This window comes from Bacillus sp. EKM208B, from assembly GCF_011800725.1.
Taxonomy (GTDB): domain Bacteria; phylum Bacillota; class Bacilli; order Bacillales; family Bacillaceae; genus Bacillus; species Bacillus velezensis.
In genome coordinates, this window is the sequence record NZ_JAANHO010000003.1 from 209539 (window position 1) to 223891 (window position 14353).

Sequence of the window (14353 nt, forward strand, 5' to 3'; positions counted from 1 at the left end):
TCAAAAGCTGCTATATTCCTCATTTGTTTAACACCCTGCCGAACATACATATTTTATTGAAATAAAATATTCTGACATCCGAACCGATATATAACTATAGAAAAAACAAAAGGAGAGTTTCAATGAGAAAAATGGCGATATTTGCGGCTGTACTGCTGCTTGCGCTCAGCACGGCGGGATGTGCCGGCAAATCTGAGGAAACGGCGGCCGAAAAAACGAAAACAATCGGCATCATGCTGACAGACAACGGCCTCGGCGACCAATCATTTAATGATTCAGGCTTTCAAGGTTTGATGAAAGCGAGAGACGAGCTCGGCATCACATTTGATTACCGGGAAATAAAAGATACCGGTACATACGAAAAAGGACTGACCCAGCTTGTCCGGGAAGGCAATGATCTTGTTGTGGGGCTCGGTTACAGCATGCAGGCGGATTTAGAAAAGGTCGCCAAAAAATATCCGAAGCAGCGGTTTGTGCTGATTGATTCCGTATCAGACCTGGATAATGTCACCTCCGTCACGTTTAAAGAGGATGAAGGAAGCTTCTTAGCCGGAGCGCTGGCGGCTATGACGAGCAAAACCGGCACGATCGGATTTATCGGCGGTTCAGATGCCGACGTCATTAAACGGTTTAAAAAAGGCTATCTGAAAGGCGCGGAATCAGTCAAACCGAAAATCCGCGTGCTGTCGGACATCAGCGGTACGTTTGATGATGATAAGCTCGGGAAGCGCATCGCCCAAAACATGATCCGAAAAAAAGCCGATGTCCTGTTTACGGCGGCCGGCTTCACGGGTGTCGGCGCACTGAAAGAAGCGGAGGCGCAAAAAGTATACGCCATCGGTGTTGACAGCGATCAATATTACACCGCCGAGCACGCCGTTATTTCTTCTTTAGTGAAAAATGTCGACCATGTCATCTATGAATTGGCGAAAGATTTAAAAGACAACAAGGAGATCAAAAGCGGTGAGATCGTTTACGGACTGAAGGAAAACGGCATGGAATTAGCCAAGATCAGAGTTGTCAAAAACGCAGGCGGGCTGGCGAAAAAGATCACGGATATGAAAAACAGCCTGATTGAAAAAGGAGGCGATCTGAAGTGACATTACGGACAAGGCTGCTCGTTAACGCAGCCGTTACGATGATTTGCTTCGCCGCCGTCATCGGCTTTACCATCGTAAACATGATGAAGATTCAGGCTTCAAATGAAGATGAAGTGGACGCGCTGTTAAACGTCCAGGAAGCAAAAGCTGACCTTAATACGTTAAAAGAAAGCATCACCGGCTATTCCTATACGCTCGCAGACGCCCAGAAAGAAGATGTGCGAAGCTATATGAAAAGCAGCTCAGACAAACTGGCGGCGCTCAAAAAAACGATGACGGACGATGCGGACAAAGCCGCTTATGACAAACTCGCCAAAAAATACGAATCGTGGCAGGCGGAGGCGGACGCTGCTCTTGATTCGAAAAGCCCGGCTGAAGCGACAAGGACGGCGGCCCGCATCAACGGTCTTCTGAATGATATTTATATGCTGAATCTGAAAAGCCGGGATCACTATGAAGACATGCAGAAGCAGACGGCTGACCAGATTCAGTTTATCGTTTACAGCGCAGCCGTGCTGACCATCGTGATACTTACTGTTACCGTCATATCTTCCATCAGGCTGACGAAGAGAATTGCAGGGCCGATACGCCGTATGGCTGAAAATGCCCGTCGTATTGCGGGAGGGAACCTTGCTGTTGAAATGCTTGATTATAAAGGGAAGGACGAACTGAAAGAGCTGAATGACTCATTCGGAATGATGGCTGAACAGCTCCGCACCTTAATTCAGGCGATCGGAGAGGTCGGCCGTGAAGTCGAGACGTTTGCGGAAGGTTTGACGAAGGAAAACCAGACGCTGAAGGACATGACCGAGCAGGTGTCCGTGTCAACGGAAGAAATGGCGCAAGGCTCCCAAACCATTTCAGAAGATCTGCAGCATGCGGTGCAATTCATTGAACAAATGGATGAACATTCAAAGGCGAACGCCGAACGTTCAAAACAAACGACGAGAAGCAGCGAAGAGACGATTGCGGCGGTGGCTGCGGGGCGCGGTGCTTTAGCCGAGACCAAGCAAGCCATTGATAAAAGCAATGAGACATCAAAAGAGATTTCCGAAGCCGCCGATCTCTTCATAGAACATGCGGCAGGCATCAGTATGATGGCGCAGACCGTTTCTGACATTGCGGGCCAGACCAATCTGCTGTCATTAAACGCCGCAATCGAGGCGGCCAGAGCAGGCGAGTCCGGAAAAGGATTTGCCGTCGTTGCCGAGGAGATACGGAAGCTCGCAGACGGATCAGCCAAAGCGACAGCGCAGATTTTCGATATGGTAAAGCAAATTGAAGACGGCATCACATCTATTACCGGAGCTGTCACGACCGGCGTCGCTTTAGCGGACAGACAGCAGGAGCTGATGGAGAAAACATCAGAATCATTCGTCCATATTGAACAAAAAGCCGCCCATATTAAAGCGGAGCTTACTCAATTGGACGGACGGATCATCGAATCGAAACAGCTTGGTGAGCAAGTGCTGCATCATGCCGAAAGCATCAGCGCCGTCGTTCAGGAAACGGCTGCAGGAAGCGAAGAGATTTCTGCCTCCGCGCTTGAGCAGCTGTCTTCTTTTCATAAAATGGCGGAAAGCGTCAATAATCTGGTGAGCCTGACAGAGCGGTTAAACGATCAGGTCCGCCGGTTTACTTTGTAACGGGCTTTTGCCCCGCCCCTGATTTTTGCAGCCTGACATGAGTAACTTCTGAATGAAACACAAATACTGAATATACATGTGTTTATATTTATTCTTTTTCGTGAAAGGTGAAAAAAGAAGGGAGGAATCGGGATGGATGAACAAATTCCGCATGAAAAGGGTCTTGATAATAGTCTGGCTTTATTACGCGATGGTTATGTATTTGTGAAAAAACGAGCGGAGACTTATCGCTCAGATGTGTTTCGCGCCCGTTTATTAGGGAAGACATTCATTTGTATGAGCGGAGCGGAAGCCGCAAAGCTTTTTTATGACACAGAACGATTTCAGCGGCAGCAGGCCCTCCCCAAACGGGTGCAGAAAACGTTATTCGGAACAGGGGCAATCCAGGCAATGGACGGTGAACGGCATAAGCACAGGAAGCTTCTATTTATGTCGCTGATGACGCCGCCCCGGCAAAAACGGCTTGCGGAAGCGGTGGCAAAACAGTGGAAAGCATCTGCGGAAATGTGGGAGGGTTCAAACCGAATTGTCCTTTTTGATGAAGCGAAGAAAGTGCTGTGCCGGGCTGCCTGTGAGTGGGCCGGCGTCCCGCTGAAAGACTCAGAAGTGAAAGAGCGGGCGGAGGATTTCACCGATATGGTAGACGCATTCGGCGCTGTCGGACCGCGTCATTGGAAAGGCAGAAGGGCGAGGCTGAAAACGGAGAAATGGATAGAGGAGGTCATTGAGGATGTGCGGTCCGGCAAGCTGCAAACGCCGGAGGGCTCAGCCTTGTATGAAATGGCTTTTCATACAGAACTTGACGGGAACAGACTTGATTCTCACATGGCTTCTGTTGAGCTTATTAATGTTCTGCGCCCGATTGCCGCCATTTCTTACTTCATTACGTTTTCAGCTCTTGCATTGCATGATTACCCTGAATATCGGGGCAAACTGAGATCGAGAGATGATCAGGAGGCCGAAAGATTTGCACATGAAGTTCGGCGGTATTACCCGTTTGCCCCGTTTTTAGGAGCCGTTGTGAAAAAAGATTTCGTATGGAAGAACTGTGAGTTTAAAAAGGGTGCATCCGTCATGCTTGACCTATATGGGACAAACCATGATTCCCGGCTTTGGGAGGATCCGAATGAATTTCGCCCGGAACGTTTTCAGGGGCGGGAGGAAAATAAATTTGATTTCATTCCCCAGGGCGGAGGTGATCCGGCTAACGGCCACCGCTGTCCGGGTGAGGGAATGACCGTGGAAGTCATGAAAACTTCCCTTGCGTTTCTTGCCAATGAAATAGAGTACGATGTTCCGTCCCAAGATTTAAGCTTCAGCCTGTCCAGAATGCCGGCATTGCCTGAAAGCGGATTCGTGATAAGTGATGTTAGACGCATATAGAACAAAAAACAGCCCTCTTTCTTCTAAGACAAGAGGGCTGTTTTGCTTTTACAGATGGTCCGGTTTTTTGGAATTCTGGTTTTTTCCCGCCTGCCGGTTTTTTTCGGCAAGCCGGTTCTTTTTCTGATTTACGGCGTTATTGTCCAACGGTTTTTTGTCATCATCTTTCATGCGGCAAAGCCTCCCTTCTGTCCGTTAGGATGCCCGCCCGCATTGAAATTATGGCTTCAGGAAAAAAATCGCGAGCGTGCCCGGCCCGGAGTGGGCGCCGATCGCAGAGCCGATTGAATGAAGAATGATCTCTTTCGGATGGAACGCTTCTTCAATCATTTCCTTCATCCGAAGCGCCGTCTCTTCATTATCTGCATAGCTGATTCCCACGGTTTGATCCGCCCAATCGCCGCCTTCTTCCTTCATCATTTCTATAATCCGTTTAAACAGTTTCTTTTGTCCGCGCAATTTTTCGAGCGGCACGAGCCTGCCGTCATCCACATGCAGAATCGGTTTGATGTTCAAAAGCTCCCCGACAAAAGCGGACGTTTTTGAAATTCTGCCGCCCCGCGCGAGATAAGCGACATCATCGACCGTAAATATATGTTTCATCCGTGCGCAAAAGCTCTTTACAGACGTTTCGATTTCTTGTATTGTATTCCCGTTAACACAGAGTGTTTGCGCGTGCATCACCGCGAGGCCGCAGCCCAATGAAGCGCATTTGGAATCTACAATCCGTAAATCAAAATCGGGAAATTCCTCTTTTACTTCATTGGCCATCATTACGGCCGTCTGATAGGTGCCGGAAAGACCTGAGGAAAAGGCGACGTATATCGCCGGTTCTCCCAGTTCCGCGTATTGTAAAAATACTTTTTTTATCGTATCCGGTGATGCCTGGGATGTTTTCGGAACTTTCCCGTCCCGCATCGCTTGAAATATATGATCCGCCTGAATGGTGACCGCGTCCTCATATTCGTTTCCGTCAAGTGTTACGTGCAGCGGAATGAACCCGATCCGGTTTTCTTCAATATAAGATTTCGGCAGGTCAGAGGCGCTGTCAGCAATAAGGTGAACTGTCATCATAATTCCCTTCTTTCCGAATGGTGAGAGTGATGCCAACTATATCATATAAATGTGGCAAAATAGTGTTCAAAACTTTGTTTTAAGGGAAAAGCTAATAATGAAAATGAGCGGAGGAGCAAGCCATGGTACTAGAACAAGCAAAAAAATTAGCAATCGTCGTCATCGGCGCGTTTCTGTATGCGGCGGGACTGAATTTATTCCTGATACCGGCGAATGTATATGCCAGCGGTTTTACCGGTGTCGCCCAGCTGCTGTCAAGCGTCGTTGATCAATACGCCCCCTTTTATATTTCGACAGGAGTTCTCATGTTCCTCTTAAACATTCCCATCGGTGTGTTAGGGTGGCTGAAAGTCGGCAGATCATTCACCGTATACAGCATATTAAGCGTAGCGATGACGTCCGTCTTTATGGGAATTCTCCCGGAAATGAGACTGTCGCACGATATTCTTCTGAATACCGTATTCGGAGGAGTCATCTCAGCTATCGGCATCGGTTTAACGCTGAAATTCGGCGCTTCGACAGGCGGTCTTGATATCGTGTCGATGGTGCTGGCCAAATGGAAGGATAAACCGGTCGGCACATATTTCTTCATTTTGAACGGGATTATCATTTTGACGGCAGGATTATTGCAAGGATGGGAGAAAGCATTATATACCCTTGTCGCTCTGTATGTCACAACAAGGGTGATTGACGCCATTCACACCCGCCACATGAAACTGACCGCCATGATCGTTACGAAAAAAGCCGATGAAATCAAAGAAGCGATTTACGGGAAAATGGTCCGCGGCATTACGACGGTGCCGGCAAAAGGCGCTTACACAAACGAACAGAAAGAAATGATGATCATCGTCATCACGCGGTACGAATTGTATGACCTTGAGAAAATCGTGAAAGAAGTCGACCCGAAAGCCTTCACAAACATCGTGCAAACGACGGGGATCTTTGGTTTCTTCAGAAAAGACTGATAGGAGCGGATAGAATGAAGTGGCTGTTTGGCCTGTTATTACCGGTCATTTTATTGATCGGATGCAGCAGTCAATCCGGGCAGAAGGAGCCCGCTGAGGAGGTATCCGGAGAGATGAATGAACAGCAAGCGGAATTAGCCGTAAACCCTGTGCAGACGGATCAGCAGATCGAATTTCAAATGTCTTTAAAAAACAAGAGCGGCAGCCCGATCGATTTCACATTCAGCTCAGGGCAGAAATTCGAATTGACCGTACATGACCAACATCACAAAGAACTGTACCGCTATTCAAAAGACAAAATGTTTACTCAGGCGTTTCAGACCGTGACCTTAATGCCGAATGAAACGTATGACTTTTCAGATGTGTGGAAAAACGTGCCCGGTCCGGGAACATACACGGTGACGGTAACGTTTTTAGGGAAGTCCGATCAGATCGGAAAAAGACTGAAAACGGTAAAAACATTTGAAGTGAAATGAAAAAGCGGCGCCCTCGTCTAAACGGGGCGCCTTTTTTTATTGCAATTTCTCCAGCTGATCCTGAAATTGGTGCAGCTGCTGACGTTCTGCATCCGTCGAATTGGCGTACGCGGAAGACACGGCGTTTTTGGCGCGTGAGACGGCTTTTTCCTGATCGCCGTCCTCGAAACCGTTAGCAATCATGACGGCCTGCTGGACAAATGACTTGGCTTGAGAAAACAGTTCGTTTCTCATTAAAAGTCAACCTGCCTTTCAGCCGAATCTTTTGCTGCATCATGCTGTGCTTCCTCTAATGTAGACCGATATGGAAATCTTGCGTCATGAAGACTGACAGAGTCCTTGCCTTGCTGAATAAACCGTTTTGATTTGTTTCGTTTACCCATTGCAATGTCCCCCTTCCATATTTAGACGAGATGAGTCGTCTGTTTTAGTATGGGCGGAAGGCTTTGTGTTATGAGCGGCAAAACCTCACAGGGAGAAATAGGATTTTAAAAATTCGGCGATTCCGTCCGCTTCATTTGATCCCGTGACGCGGTCGGCGGCCTGTTTGACTTCATCCGTGCCGTTTCCCATCGCTACGCCGCACCCGGCAAATCGGAGCATTTCAAGATCGTTGTCTTCGTCGCCGAACGCGATGATCCGTTCTCTCGGCACTTGGTAATAGTCGCTGATTTTCTTCAGGCCGACCGCTTTATTCATCCCGTGTTTAATAATTTCAATCACATGCCAAGGAGCCGCCCATCTTCTGTGGTCAATGACCTCGGCGTGCACATCGGATAAATGCGCGCGTATGTCCGCGACGTCCTCTTCCTTTGCATGTATCAATACGGACGTCACATCTTCTTGGACTGTTTCGCGCAGATCGCCGAATGTGACATTCGCCGTATTCATATGAAACGCCTCAATTAAATGCTCATCATGATAATGGAAGTACACATCATCAATGATCTCAGCGAGCACATTATGTATTTGATAGGTCTCTGTAAGTTCGGCAAGCTGTCTGACCACATCGACAGATAAGGACGTGTGGTATCGTCCCCATGACTCGTCTTTCGGGTGGTGGACAAATGCCCCGTTAAAATTGACAATCGGCGTTGTCAGCCCGAGCTCGTCATAATACATCGAACTGGAACGGAAAGGGCGGCCGGTTGAGATGCAGACATGATGACCCGCTTCTTTCAGCGTCTGAATCGTCCGCGCCGTTTCAGGGGAAATGGTTTTATCATCTTTTAATAAGGTTCCATCCAGATCTAAAGCGATGAGGTAAGGTTTTGTCTCCATAAATAACTCCTTTTGTCATGTAATTTGCTGTTTTTCTCTTATGTACAGTGTAGCTTTTTACCATCTTTATTGTCTACATGTTACACTTATGATTATGGTTATCCTAAGGAGGGAGTCAACGTGATTCTTATTGATCATCAAACCGTATCAGGCATTCCGTTTTTACATATTGTAAAAGAAGAAAATCGGGACCGTCCCGCTCCCCTTGTTTTCTTTATTCACGGTTTTACAAGCGCGAAGGAGCATAATCTTCATTTCGCTTACCTGCTTGCTGAAAAGGGCTTCAGGGCGGTGCTGCCGGAAGCTCTTTACCACGGTGAACGCGCTGAACAGCTGTCAGCAGAAGAGCTCGCCGTCCATTTTTGGGACATTGTATTAAATGAAATCGAGGAGCTTGACGTGCTGAAAAAGGATTTTGAAGCGCGCGGTCTGATTGAAGACGGGCGGATCGGTCTTGCGGGCACGTCAATGGGCGGAATTACGACATTCGGCGCGATGGCCGCGTATGATTGGGTCAAAGCCGGCGTCAGCCTGATGGGAAGCCCGAACTATACGGCGTTTTTTCAGCAGCAGATTGACCACATTCAAAAGCAGGACATCGACATTGACGTCACAAAAGAACAGGTCGATGAACTGTTTGCGCGGCTCAAACCGTTTGATCTCAGTCTGGAACCGGAAAAACTCCGGAGCCGCCCGCTGCTGTTCTGGCACGGCGTTCAAGACAAAGTCGTTCCGTATGCACCGACCCGCGGCTTTTATGAAACGATTAAACCTCATTACAGCAGCCGGCCTGACCATCTTCAGTTTCTGAAAGACGAACGGGCTGACCATAAAGTCCCGAGATACGCCGTTTTAGAAACCGTCGCCTGGTTCGATAAGCATTTATAAAGCACAAAGGTGTTAACAAAACCCGCTTTTACGTTATACTGAGGAAAAAGGAGTGATGGAACGTGGAAGAAGCATTAAAAGAAAACATCATGGGCGCCTTGGAGCAGGTTGTTGACCCTGAGCTCGGCGTCGATATCGTCAATCTCGGCCTTGTATACGACGTTGATATGGATGACGACGGCCTGACGCACGTTACGATGACACTGACATCAATGGGGTGCCCGCTCGCTCCGATCATCGTCGACGAGGTGAAAAAAGCGCTCGCCGACATTCCGGATGTAAAAGAGACGGAGGTCCACATCGTCTGGAATCCGCCGTGGACAAGAGACAAAATGTCACGCTACGCAAAAATCGCATTAGGGATTCAGTAATAAGAAAATGCACCTCGGATTTTAGGTACATCCTAAAGTTTGGAGGTGCTTTTCTTTTGTCTGCATATAAGCGACAGTGAGGGTTTGTTTTGGATCGCAAACAAACCTTTATATATAAAATTTCATATGAGGTTTATCTTTTTTGTAATAGGACAGTCTGTCTTGGAGTGTGCCTGTGTGGAATTCAAATTTATGCCCATCGGGATCAGTAAAATAAATTGACTTTTGATCTTGTTTATCTCTTGGACGCCCATTTAATATATTTACATTTAGATTTTTTAATCTTTGATGTATTGCATCAAAATCTTTTGGATCAATTGTAAAGGCCATATGCGTATAAGATTTATGTATTTCATTTCTTGGTATATCCGCCTCTAAGTTAAGTGCAAGCCAAAGCCCGTTCAGATCAAAATATGCTGTCTTTTGCCCTTTAACCAGGAGTTGTGCATGAAATACTTTTTCATAAAATTCTATAGATTTTTCCAAATTTGAAACAGAAAAAAGAAGATGATTGATTCCTTTTATGTTTATTTTCCCCACCTCATTTAACATGTTTGTTTTAAACAATCCCTTTGGTAATACATCTGCATATATATCGATTATATACTGACTAAAAAATCATTTTAAGGATTTCTGTGGATTTTTTATGCCGTGTGTTTTCCGGTATCGGGTTAAAAAGGAAAAAAACGGACGTAAGGCATGATATAATAGACCGGCTGCATGCGAGGGAGGAACCCATGAAGAAAAAATTACTTCTCATTATCCTTAGCATTCTTGTTTATACGGCGCTGTTCGCTGTTTCCGCTTTTCACAAAGAGCCGGAGCAGCAGGCAGGGACAATGACGGATGTCAGCCGTCTCATGCCCGTGAAAATTAAGCAGACGGTCAAAGGAAAAGAGAAAGAAACATTGATCGAAACCATTAAGGAAGCAAAGAGAAAGCATCTGAAGATCTCAATCGCAGGCGCCCAGCACTCAATGGGCGGCCAGACGTATTATGAAGACGGTATCGTTCTCGACATGACGGGCTACAACAAAATACTCGGTCTCGACCGAAAGAAAAAAATCATCAGAGTGCAGGCGGGAGCGACGTGGAATGATATTCAGCGCTATGTCAATCCGTACGGGCTCGCGGTAAAAGTCATGCAATCGCAAAACATTTTTACGATCGGCGGCTCACTGAGCGCCAACGCCCACGGCCGGGATATCCGGTACGGTTCGCTGATTGATACGGTCAAATCGTTTCATCTTTTAAAGGCGGACGGCAAAGTCATCACCGTTACTCCGAAAGATGACCTGTTTTCAGCCGTCATCGGCGGCTACGGCCTGTTCGGCGTCATCCTTGACGCGGATATTGAGCTGACGGATGATGAACTTTATGAAATGAAAACGAAACGCATGAACGCTGATACATACAGTGAATATTTTACGCAGCATGTTCAGCGCAACCCCGCCGTGCGCATGCATCTCGCACGGATCGCAACAGGGGATAAAGGCTTTTTGCATGACATGTATGTGACTGATTACACGCTCTCAGACAATCAGAAAGAATTAAAGCAGCACAATGAACTGAAAGAAGATGAGCATCCGGCGCTGACGAAATTCGCGCTCGGCCTCTCCCGCCGGTATGACTGGGGGAGAAATTGGTTCTGGTCAACCCAGCAGTCTTATTTTCTCAGCCAAAACGGCGTGAAAGTCTCCAGGAACAATGTCATGCGGTCAGAATCGAAATTTTTGGAATATGAAAACACGGACAACACCGACGTGCTACAAGAATACTTCGTGCCCGTCGGCGAATTTGCGCCGTACATTCATGATTTACGCAAGACGCTGTCACATGAAGATCTCAATCTCGTAAATATTACGATCCGCTACGTGCAAAAAAATGAAAAAGCCGATCTGTCATACGCAAAGGAAGACATGTTTTCACTCGTCCTTTTAATCAATGAAGGGTTTTCAAAAGACGGCCAGGCGAGTGCGGCGCGGATTGTCAGAAAAATGACGGATACGGCATTGCGCCACCGCGGCAGTTATTATCTCCCGTATATGCTGTACCAAACGAAAGAGCAGATGCGCGAGGCATATCCGAAAAGCGATATGTTCTTTCAGAAAAAACACAAATATGATCCGGATGACTTGTTTATGAATTATTTTTATCAGAGGTACAAATCATGAAACACAACCATTTAAAATGGCTGATCCTGTCTCAGAGCAGTGTCTTTTTTGCCGGCAGCCTGATCTTTCCGTTTTATATTTTATTTATTAAAAACATCGGTTCCAGCTACACGCAATTCGGTCTCTCATACGGCTTGTTCGGCCTGAGCGGCGCATTGATTCATCCGCTGCTCGGCCGGCTGTCGGCAAGACTGGACCCCCGCTGGTTCCTTATGGCAAATTCGTGGGGGATGGCGGTGCTTCTTCTGACGCTCCCGCACATTACCGGCGTGCACCAGGTTTATGTTGTGCAGGTGCTTTTGGGCCTGTTCGGCGCGATGCAAAAACACGGCGAGAAAATCATGATCGCCGATTACACCGACGGCGGGGAGCGGGGAAAAAAAGTCGGCAGCTATCATTTCTGGACGGCCGTATTTTCAGCTGCCGCCATTATTCTCGGCGGGTTTCTCGCTGATTTCTTTACGGTTTATATTATTTTTTACGCCAGCTCCGTGCTGTTTTTTATAAGCGGGCTGATGATGCTGAAGAAAACAGGCTGATCCGATCAGCCTGTTTTTCTTATGGAACTCCCTCGAACGAGAGGGGGTTTTTTTGTCAGCGAAAACAGATGGAAAATGAATGAAAAAATATTAAATATACAATTGAATTAATTTTTATTCATGTTATAATGTTAAATAATTTCACAAAAACCAAGAAGGTGAACCCGTTGAAAATAGGTATTATAGGCGCTACTGGTTATGGAGGCGCTGAGCTTGTCAGGATTCTTAACCATCACCCTTATGCAGAGGATTGTATATTATATTCATCGAGTGACGAAGGAAAAGAATATGCCGCTTCATATCCGCATTTGAGGAATATAGCGTCACAATCACTTCAGCCGCTTCATATAGAAACGATCCGAAACGAAATTGATGTCATGTTCATAGCCGCGCCGCCCGGCGTCTCCGGAGAGTGGTCGCCCAAGCTGGCGGAGGCGGGCATCCCGGTCATTGATCTATCCGGCGATCTGCGGATTCAAAACCCGGCCGTGTATGAAAAGTGGTATAAGCGGAAGGCCGCTCCGAAAGGAACGATTCAAAGCGCGGTTTACGGTTTAGCTGAACTGCAAAAAGAAGAGATTCAGACTGCAAAGCTGATTGCCAATCCGGGATGTTTTCCGACGGCTGTGCTGCTCGGGCTCGCCCCGCTGGCGAAGAATAAGCTTTTACAAGATTCATTTCTGATTGTTGATGCGAAAACAGGCGTATCCGGCGCCGGCCGAAAAGCATCCATGGGCACTCATTATTCTGAGCTGAATGATAATTTCAAAATTTATAAGGTTAATGAGCATCAGCATACTCCGGAAATTGAACAGCAATTAGCGGCTTGGCAGCCCGGCACAGGCCCGATCACGTTTTCCGCTCATTTGGCGCCGATGACAAGGGGCATTATGGCGACGATGTATACGGAGGCTCCCCCGGGTATGTCTGCTGCACAGGTAAGAGAATTGTATTCCGAATTCTACAAAGATTCATATTTTGTCAGAATCAGGCCGGAAGGTGAATTTCCGGCGACGAAAGAGGTATACGGCAGCAATTTTTGTGATATCAGTGTCACCGTGGATGAAAGAACAAACCGTGCCACCATCGTTTCTGTCATAGATAATCTGATGAAAGGCGCCGCAGGGCAGGCGGTTCAAAATTTAAATATCATGAATGGCTGGCAGGAAGAAACGGGACTTACGATGACGCCAGTCTATCCATAGAACGAAAGAGGGATTCAAAAATATGATTCAGCTGAGTGAGGAAATCACGAAAATAAAAGGCGGCGTATCCTCGCCGAAAGGGTTTGAGGCAAAGGGCGTGCACTGCGGTCTGCGCTATTCAAAAAAAGATCTCGGAGCGATTATCAGTGAAGCGCCTGCAGTCAGTGCAGCGGTATATACGCAGAGCCATTTTCAGGCAGCGCCGCTGAAAGTGACGCAAGCCAGCTTGAAAAAAGAGGGTGTGCTTCAGGCGGTTATCGTCAACAGCGCGATTGCCAACGCCTGTACGGGAGACCAAGGATTAAAGGACGCCTATGAAATGCGGGACGGCTTCGCGAGCCAGCTCGGCATTGAGCCGGAGCTTGTTGCGGTTTCGTCAACCGGGGTGATCGGCGAGCTTTTAGATATGAAAAAAATTCAAGCGGGCATTGAACAGCTCGGTCAAGCGCCGTCCGTGTCCGGAGCATTTGAAGAAGCCATTTTGACGACGGATACAGTGACGAAACAGACGTGTTATGAACTGGTGATCGGCGGAGACATCATCACGATCGGCGGAGCGGCGAAAGGCTCCGGCATGATCCACCCCAACATGGCGACAATGCTCGGCTTTGTCACAACGGACGCGGCCGTGGAAGAACAGGCGCTCAAAAACGTGCTCAGAGAGATTACGGATGTTTCATTTAACCAAATCACCGTTGACGGAGAAACATCGACGAATGACATGGTGCTTGTGATGGCGAACGGCTGCGCGGGGAATGATTGCCTGACGGAGCAGCACCCTGACTGGCCGGCTTTTAAAAAGGGATTAAAGCTTGTATGCGAAGACCTTGCCAAAGATATTGCCAGAGACGGTGAAGGAGCGACGAAATTAATTGAAGCCAGAGTCGAAGGCGCGAAAAATAACCTTGAGGCGAATATTATCGCCAAAAAAATCGTCGGCTCAAGCCTTGTGAAGACCGCCGTTTACGGCACAGACGCCAATTGGGGGCGCATCATCGGCGCAATCGGGCACAGTGCGGCAAGCGTAACGGCCGAACAAGTGGAAGTTTTCCTCGGCGGCCAGTGTCTGTTTAAACACAACGAACCTCAGCCGTTTTCGGAAACTGATGCCAAGGAGTACTTATCAGGTGATGAAATTACGATTGCAGTCCGCCTGCAGGAAGGCTCCGGCAGCGGCCGGGCATGGGGATGTGACTTAACCTATGATTATATCAAAATCAATGCGAGCTATCGCACATAACAAAGGGGAGC

General features: G+C 47.6%; 17 protein-coding genes. 11 read left to right on the top strand and 6 right to left on the bottom strand.

Features of this window, described 5'->3' with window-relative positions; translation table 11 throughout:
* Window positions 1-122: 122 nt before the first annotated feature.
* The 3 genes from G9F75_RS06460 (at window position 123) to cypC (ending at window position 4129) form a co-directional block, all read left to right on the top strand.
* Window positions 123-1100, top strand: a complete 978-nt coding sequence (locus G9F75_RS06460; protein WP_072177114.1) for a BMP family lipoprotein — start codon at window positions 123-125, stop codon at window positions 1098-1100.
* A complete protein-coding gene (locus G9F75_RS06465; RefSeq protein ID WP_072177115.1) occupies window positions 1097-2746 on the top strand; it encodes a methyl-accepting chemotaxis protein in 1650 nt (549 codons plus the stop codon). The genes G9F75_RS06460 and G9F75_RS06465 overlap by 4 nt, the downstream gene beginning before the upstream one ends.
* Window positions 2747-2878: 132 nt before the next feature.
* Window positions 2879-4129 carry a CYP152 family fatty-acid peroxygenase CypC gene (gene cypC, locus G9F75_RS06470; protein ID WP_167408975.1) on the top strand — a complete coding sequence of 417 codons (1251 nt, stop codon included), beginning with the start codon at window positions 2879-2881 and terminating at the stop codon, window positions 4127-4129.
* Between the two features lie 48 nt (window positions 4130-4177).
* Here cypC and G9F75_RS06475 read toward each other — a convergent pair whose 3' ends face one another.
* Together G9F75_RS06475 and G9F75_RS06480 are read right to left on the bottom strand one after the other, a co-directional pair.
* A complete protein-coding gene (locus G9F75_RS06475) occupies window positions 4178-4300 on the bottom strand; it encodes a hypothetical protein (protein WP_003155105.1) in 123 nt (40 codons plus the stop codon).
* A 48-nt stretch (window positions 4301-4348) separates the two neighbouring features.
* Window positions 4349-5200, bottom strand: a complete 852-nt coding sequence (locus G9F75_RS06480) for a DegV family protein (protein WP_167409035.1) — start codon at window positions 5198-5200, stop codon at window positions 4349-4351.
* A gap of 125 nt (window positions 5201-5325) precedes the next feature.
* Between G9F75_RS06480 and G9F75_RS06485 the strand changes: the two genes are divergently transcribed.
* Complete coding sequence (locus tag G9F75_RS06485; protein ID WP_007610547.1) at window positions 5326-6168, top strand: YitT family protein; 843 nt, start codon at window positions 5326-5328, stop codon at window positions 6166-6168.
* A 14-nt stretch (window positions 6169-6182) separates the two neighbouring features.
* Window positions 6183-6644: a BsuPI-related putative proteinase inhibitor gene (locus G9F75_RS06490; protein ID WP_007409142.1), complete on the top strand. Its 462-nt coding sequence runs from the start codon at window positions 6183-6185 to the stop codon at window positions 6642-6644.
* A gap of 36 nt (window positions 6645-6680) precedes the next feature.
* Here G9F75_RS06490 and G9F75_RS06495 read toward each other — a convergent pair whose 3' ends face one another.
* From G9F75_RS06495 to G9F75_RS06505, 3 genes are all read right to left on the bottom strand, one after another.
* Window positions 6681-6878 carry a DUF3813 domain-containing protein gene (locus G9F75_RS06495; protein WP_003155097.1) on the bottom strand — a complete coding sequence of 66 codons (198 nt, stop codon included), beginning with the start codon at window positions 6876-6878 and terminating at the stop codon, window positions 6681-6683.
* On the bottom strand, window positions 6878-7027 hold the full coding sequence (locus tag G9F75_RS06500; RefSeq protein WP_003155094.1) for a hypothetical protein: 150 nt from the start codon (window positions 7025-7027) through the stop codon (window positions 6878-6880). Before G9F75_RS06500 ends, G9F75_RS06495 begins: the two co-directional genes overlap by 1 nt.
* An 85-nt stretch (window positions 7028-7112) precedes the next feature.
* Window positions 7113-7925, bottom strand: coding sequence for a Cof-type HAD-IIB family hydrolase (locus G9F75_RS06505; RefSeq protein ID WP_007610550.1), 813 nt, complete (start codon window positions 7923-7925; stop codon window positions 7113-7115).
* Window positions 7926-8045: 120 nt separating this feature from the next.
* Here G9F75_RS06505 and G9F75_RS06510 point away from each other — a divergent pair, with 120 nt between their 5' ends.
* Together G9F75_RS06510 and G9F75_RS06515 are read left to right on the top strand one after the other, a co-directional pair.
* A complete protein-coding gene (locus G9F75_RS06510; RefSeq protein ID WP_007409140.1) occupies window positions 8046-8813 on the top strand; it encodes a prolyl oligopeptidase family serine peptidase in 768 nt (255 codons plus the stop codon).
* A 62-nt stretch (window positions 8814-8875) separates the two neighbouring features.
* Window positions 8876-9184 (top strand): metal-sulfur cluster assembly factor, encoded by a 309-nt coding sequence (locus tag G9F75_RS06515; protein ID WP_003155088.1) that lies wholly within the window; start codon window positions 8876-8878, stop codon window positions 9182-9184.
* Window positions 9185-9292: 108 nt separating this feature from the next.
* Here the strand turns inward: G9F75_RS06515 and fosM are convergent, their stop codons facing one another.
* The gene (gene fosM / locus G9F75_RS06520; RefSeq protein ID WP_007409139.1) at window positions 9293-9736 is read right to left on the bottom strand and encodes a FosM family fosfomycin resistance protein; all 444 of its coding nucleotides are present in this window, start codon (window positions 9734-9736) and stop codon (window positions 9293-9295) included.
* 185 nt (window positions 9737-9921) lie between these two features.
* Here fosM and G9F75_RS06525 point away from each other — a divergent pair, with 185 nt between their 5' ends.
* From G9F75_RS06525 to argJ, 4 genes are all read left to right on the top strand, one after another.
* Window positions 9922-11358 (top strand): FAD-binding oxidoreductase, encoded by a 1437-nt coding sequence (locus G9F75_RS06525; protein WP_110124637.1) that lies wholly within the window; start codon window positions 9922-9924, stop codon window positions 11356-11358.
* Entirely contained in the window at window positions 11355-11897 is a 543-nt protein-coding gene (locus G9F75_RS06530; RefSeq protein ID WP_003155082.1) for an MFS transporter, read from the top strand. The genes G9F75_RS06525 and G9F75_RS06530 overlap by 4 nt, the downstream gene beginning before the upstream one ends.
* 167 nt (window positions 11898-12064) lie before the next feature.
* Window positions 12065-13102, top strand: coding sequence for an N-acetyl-gamma-glutamyl-phosphate reductase (gene argC / locus G9F75_RS06535; protein WP_014417398.1), 1038 nt, complete (start codon window positions 12065-12067; stop codon window positions 13100-13102).
* Between the two features lie 22 nt (window positions 13103-13124).
* The gene (argJ, locus tag G9F75_RS06540; protein ID WP_167408976.1) at window positions 13125-14342 is read left to right on the top strand and encodes a bifunctional ornithine acetyltransferase/N-acetylglutamate synthase; all 1218 of its coding nucleotides are present in this window, start codon (window positions 13125-13127) and stop codon (window positions 14340-14342) included.
* The last annotated feature ends 11 nt before the right edge of the window (window positions 14343-14353 follow it).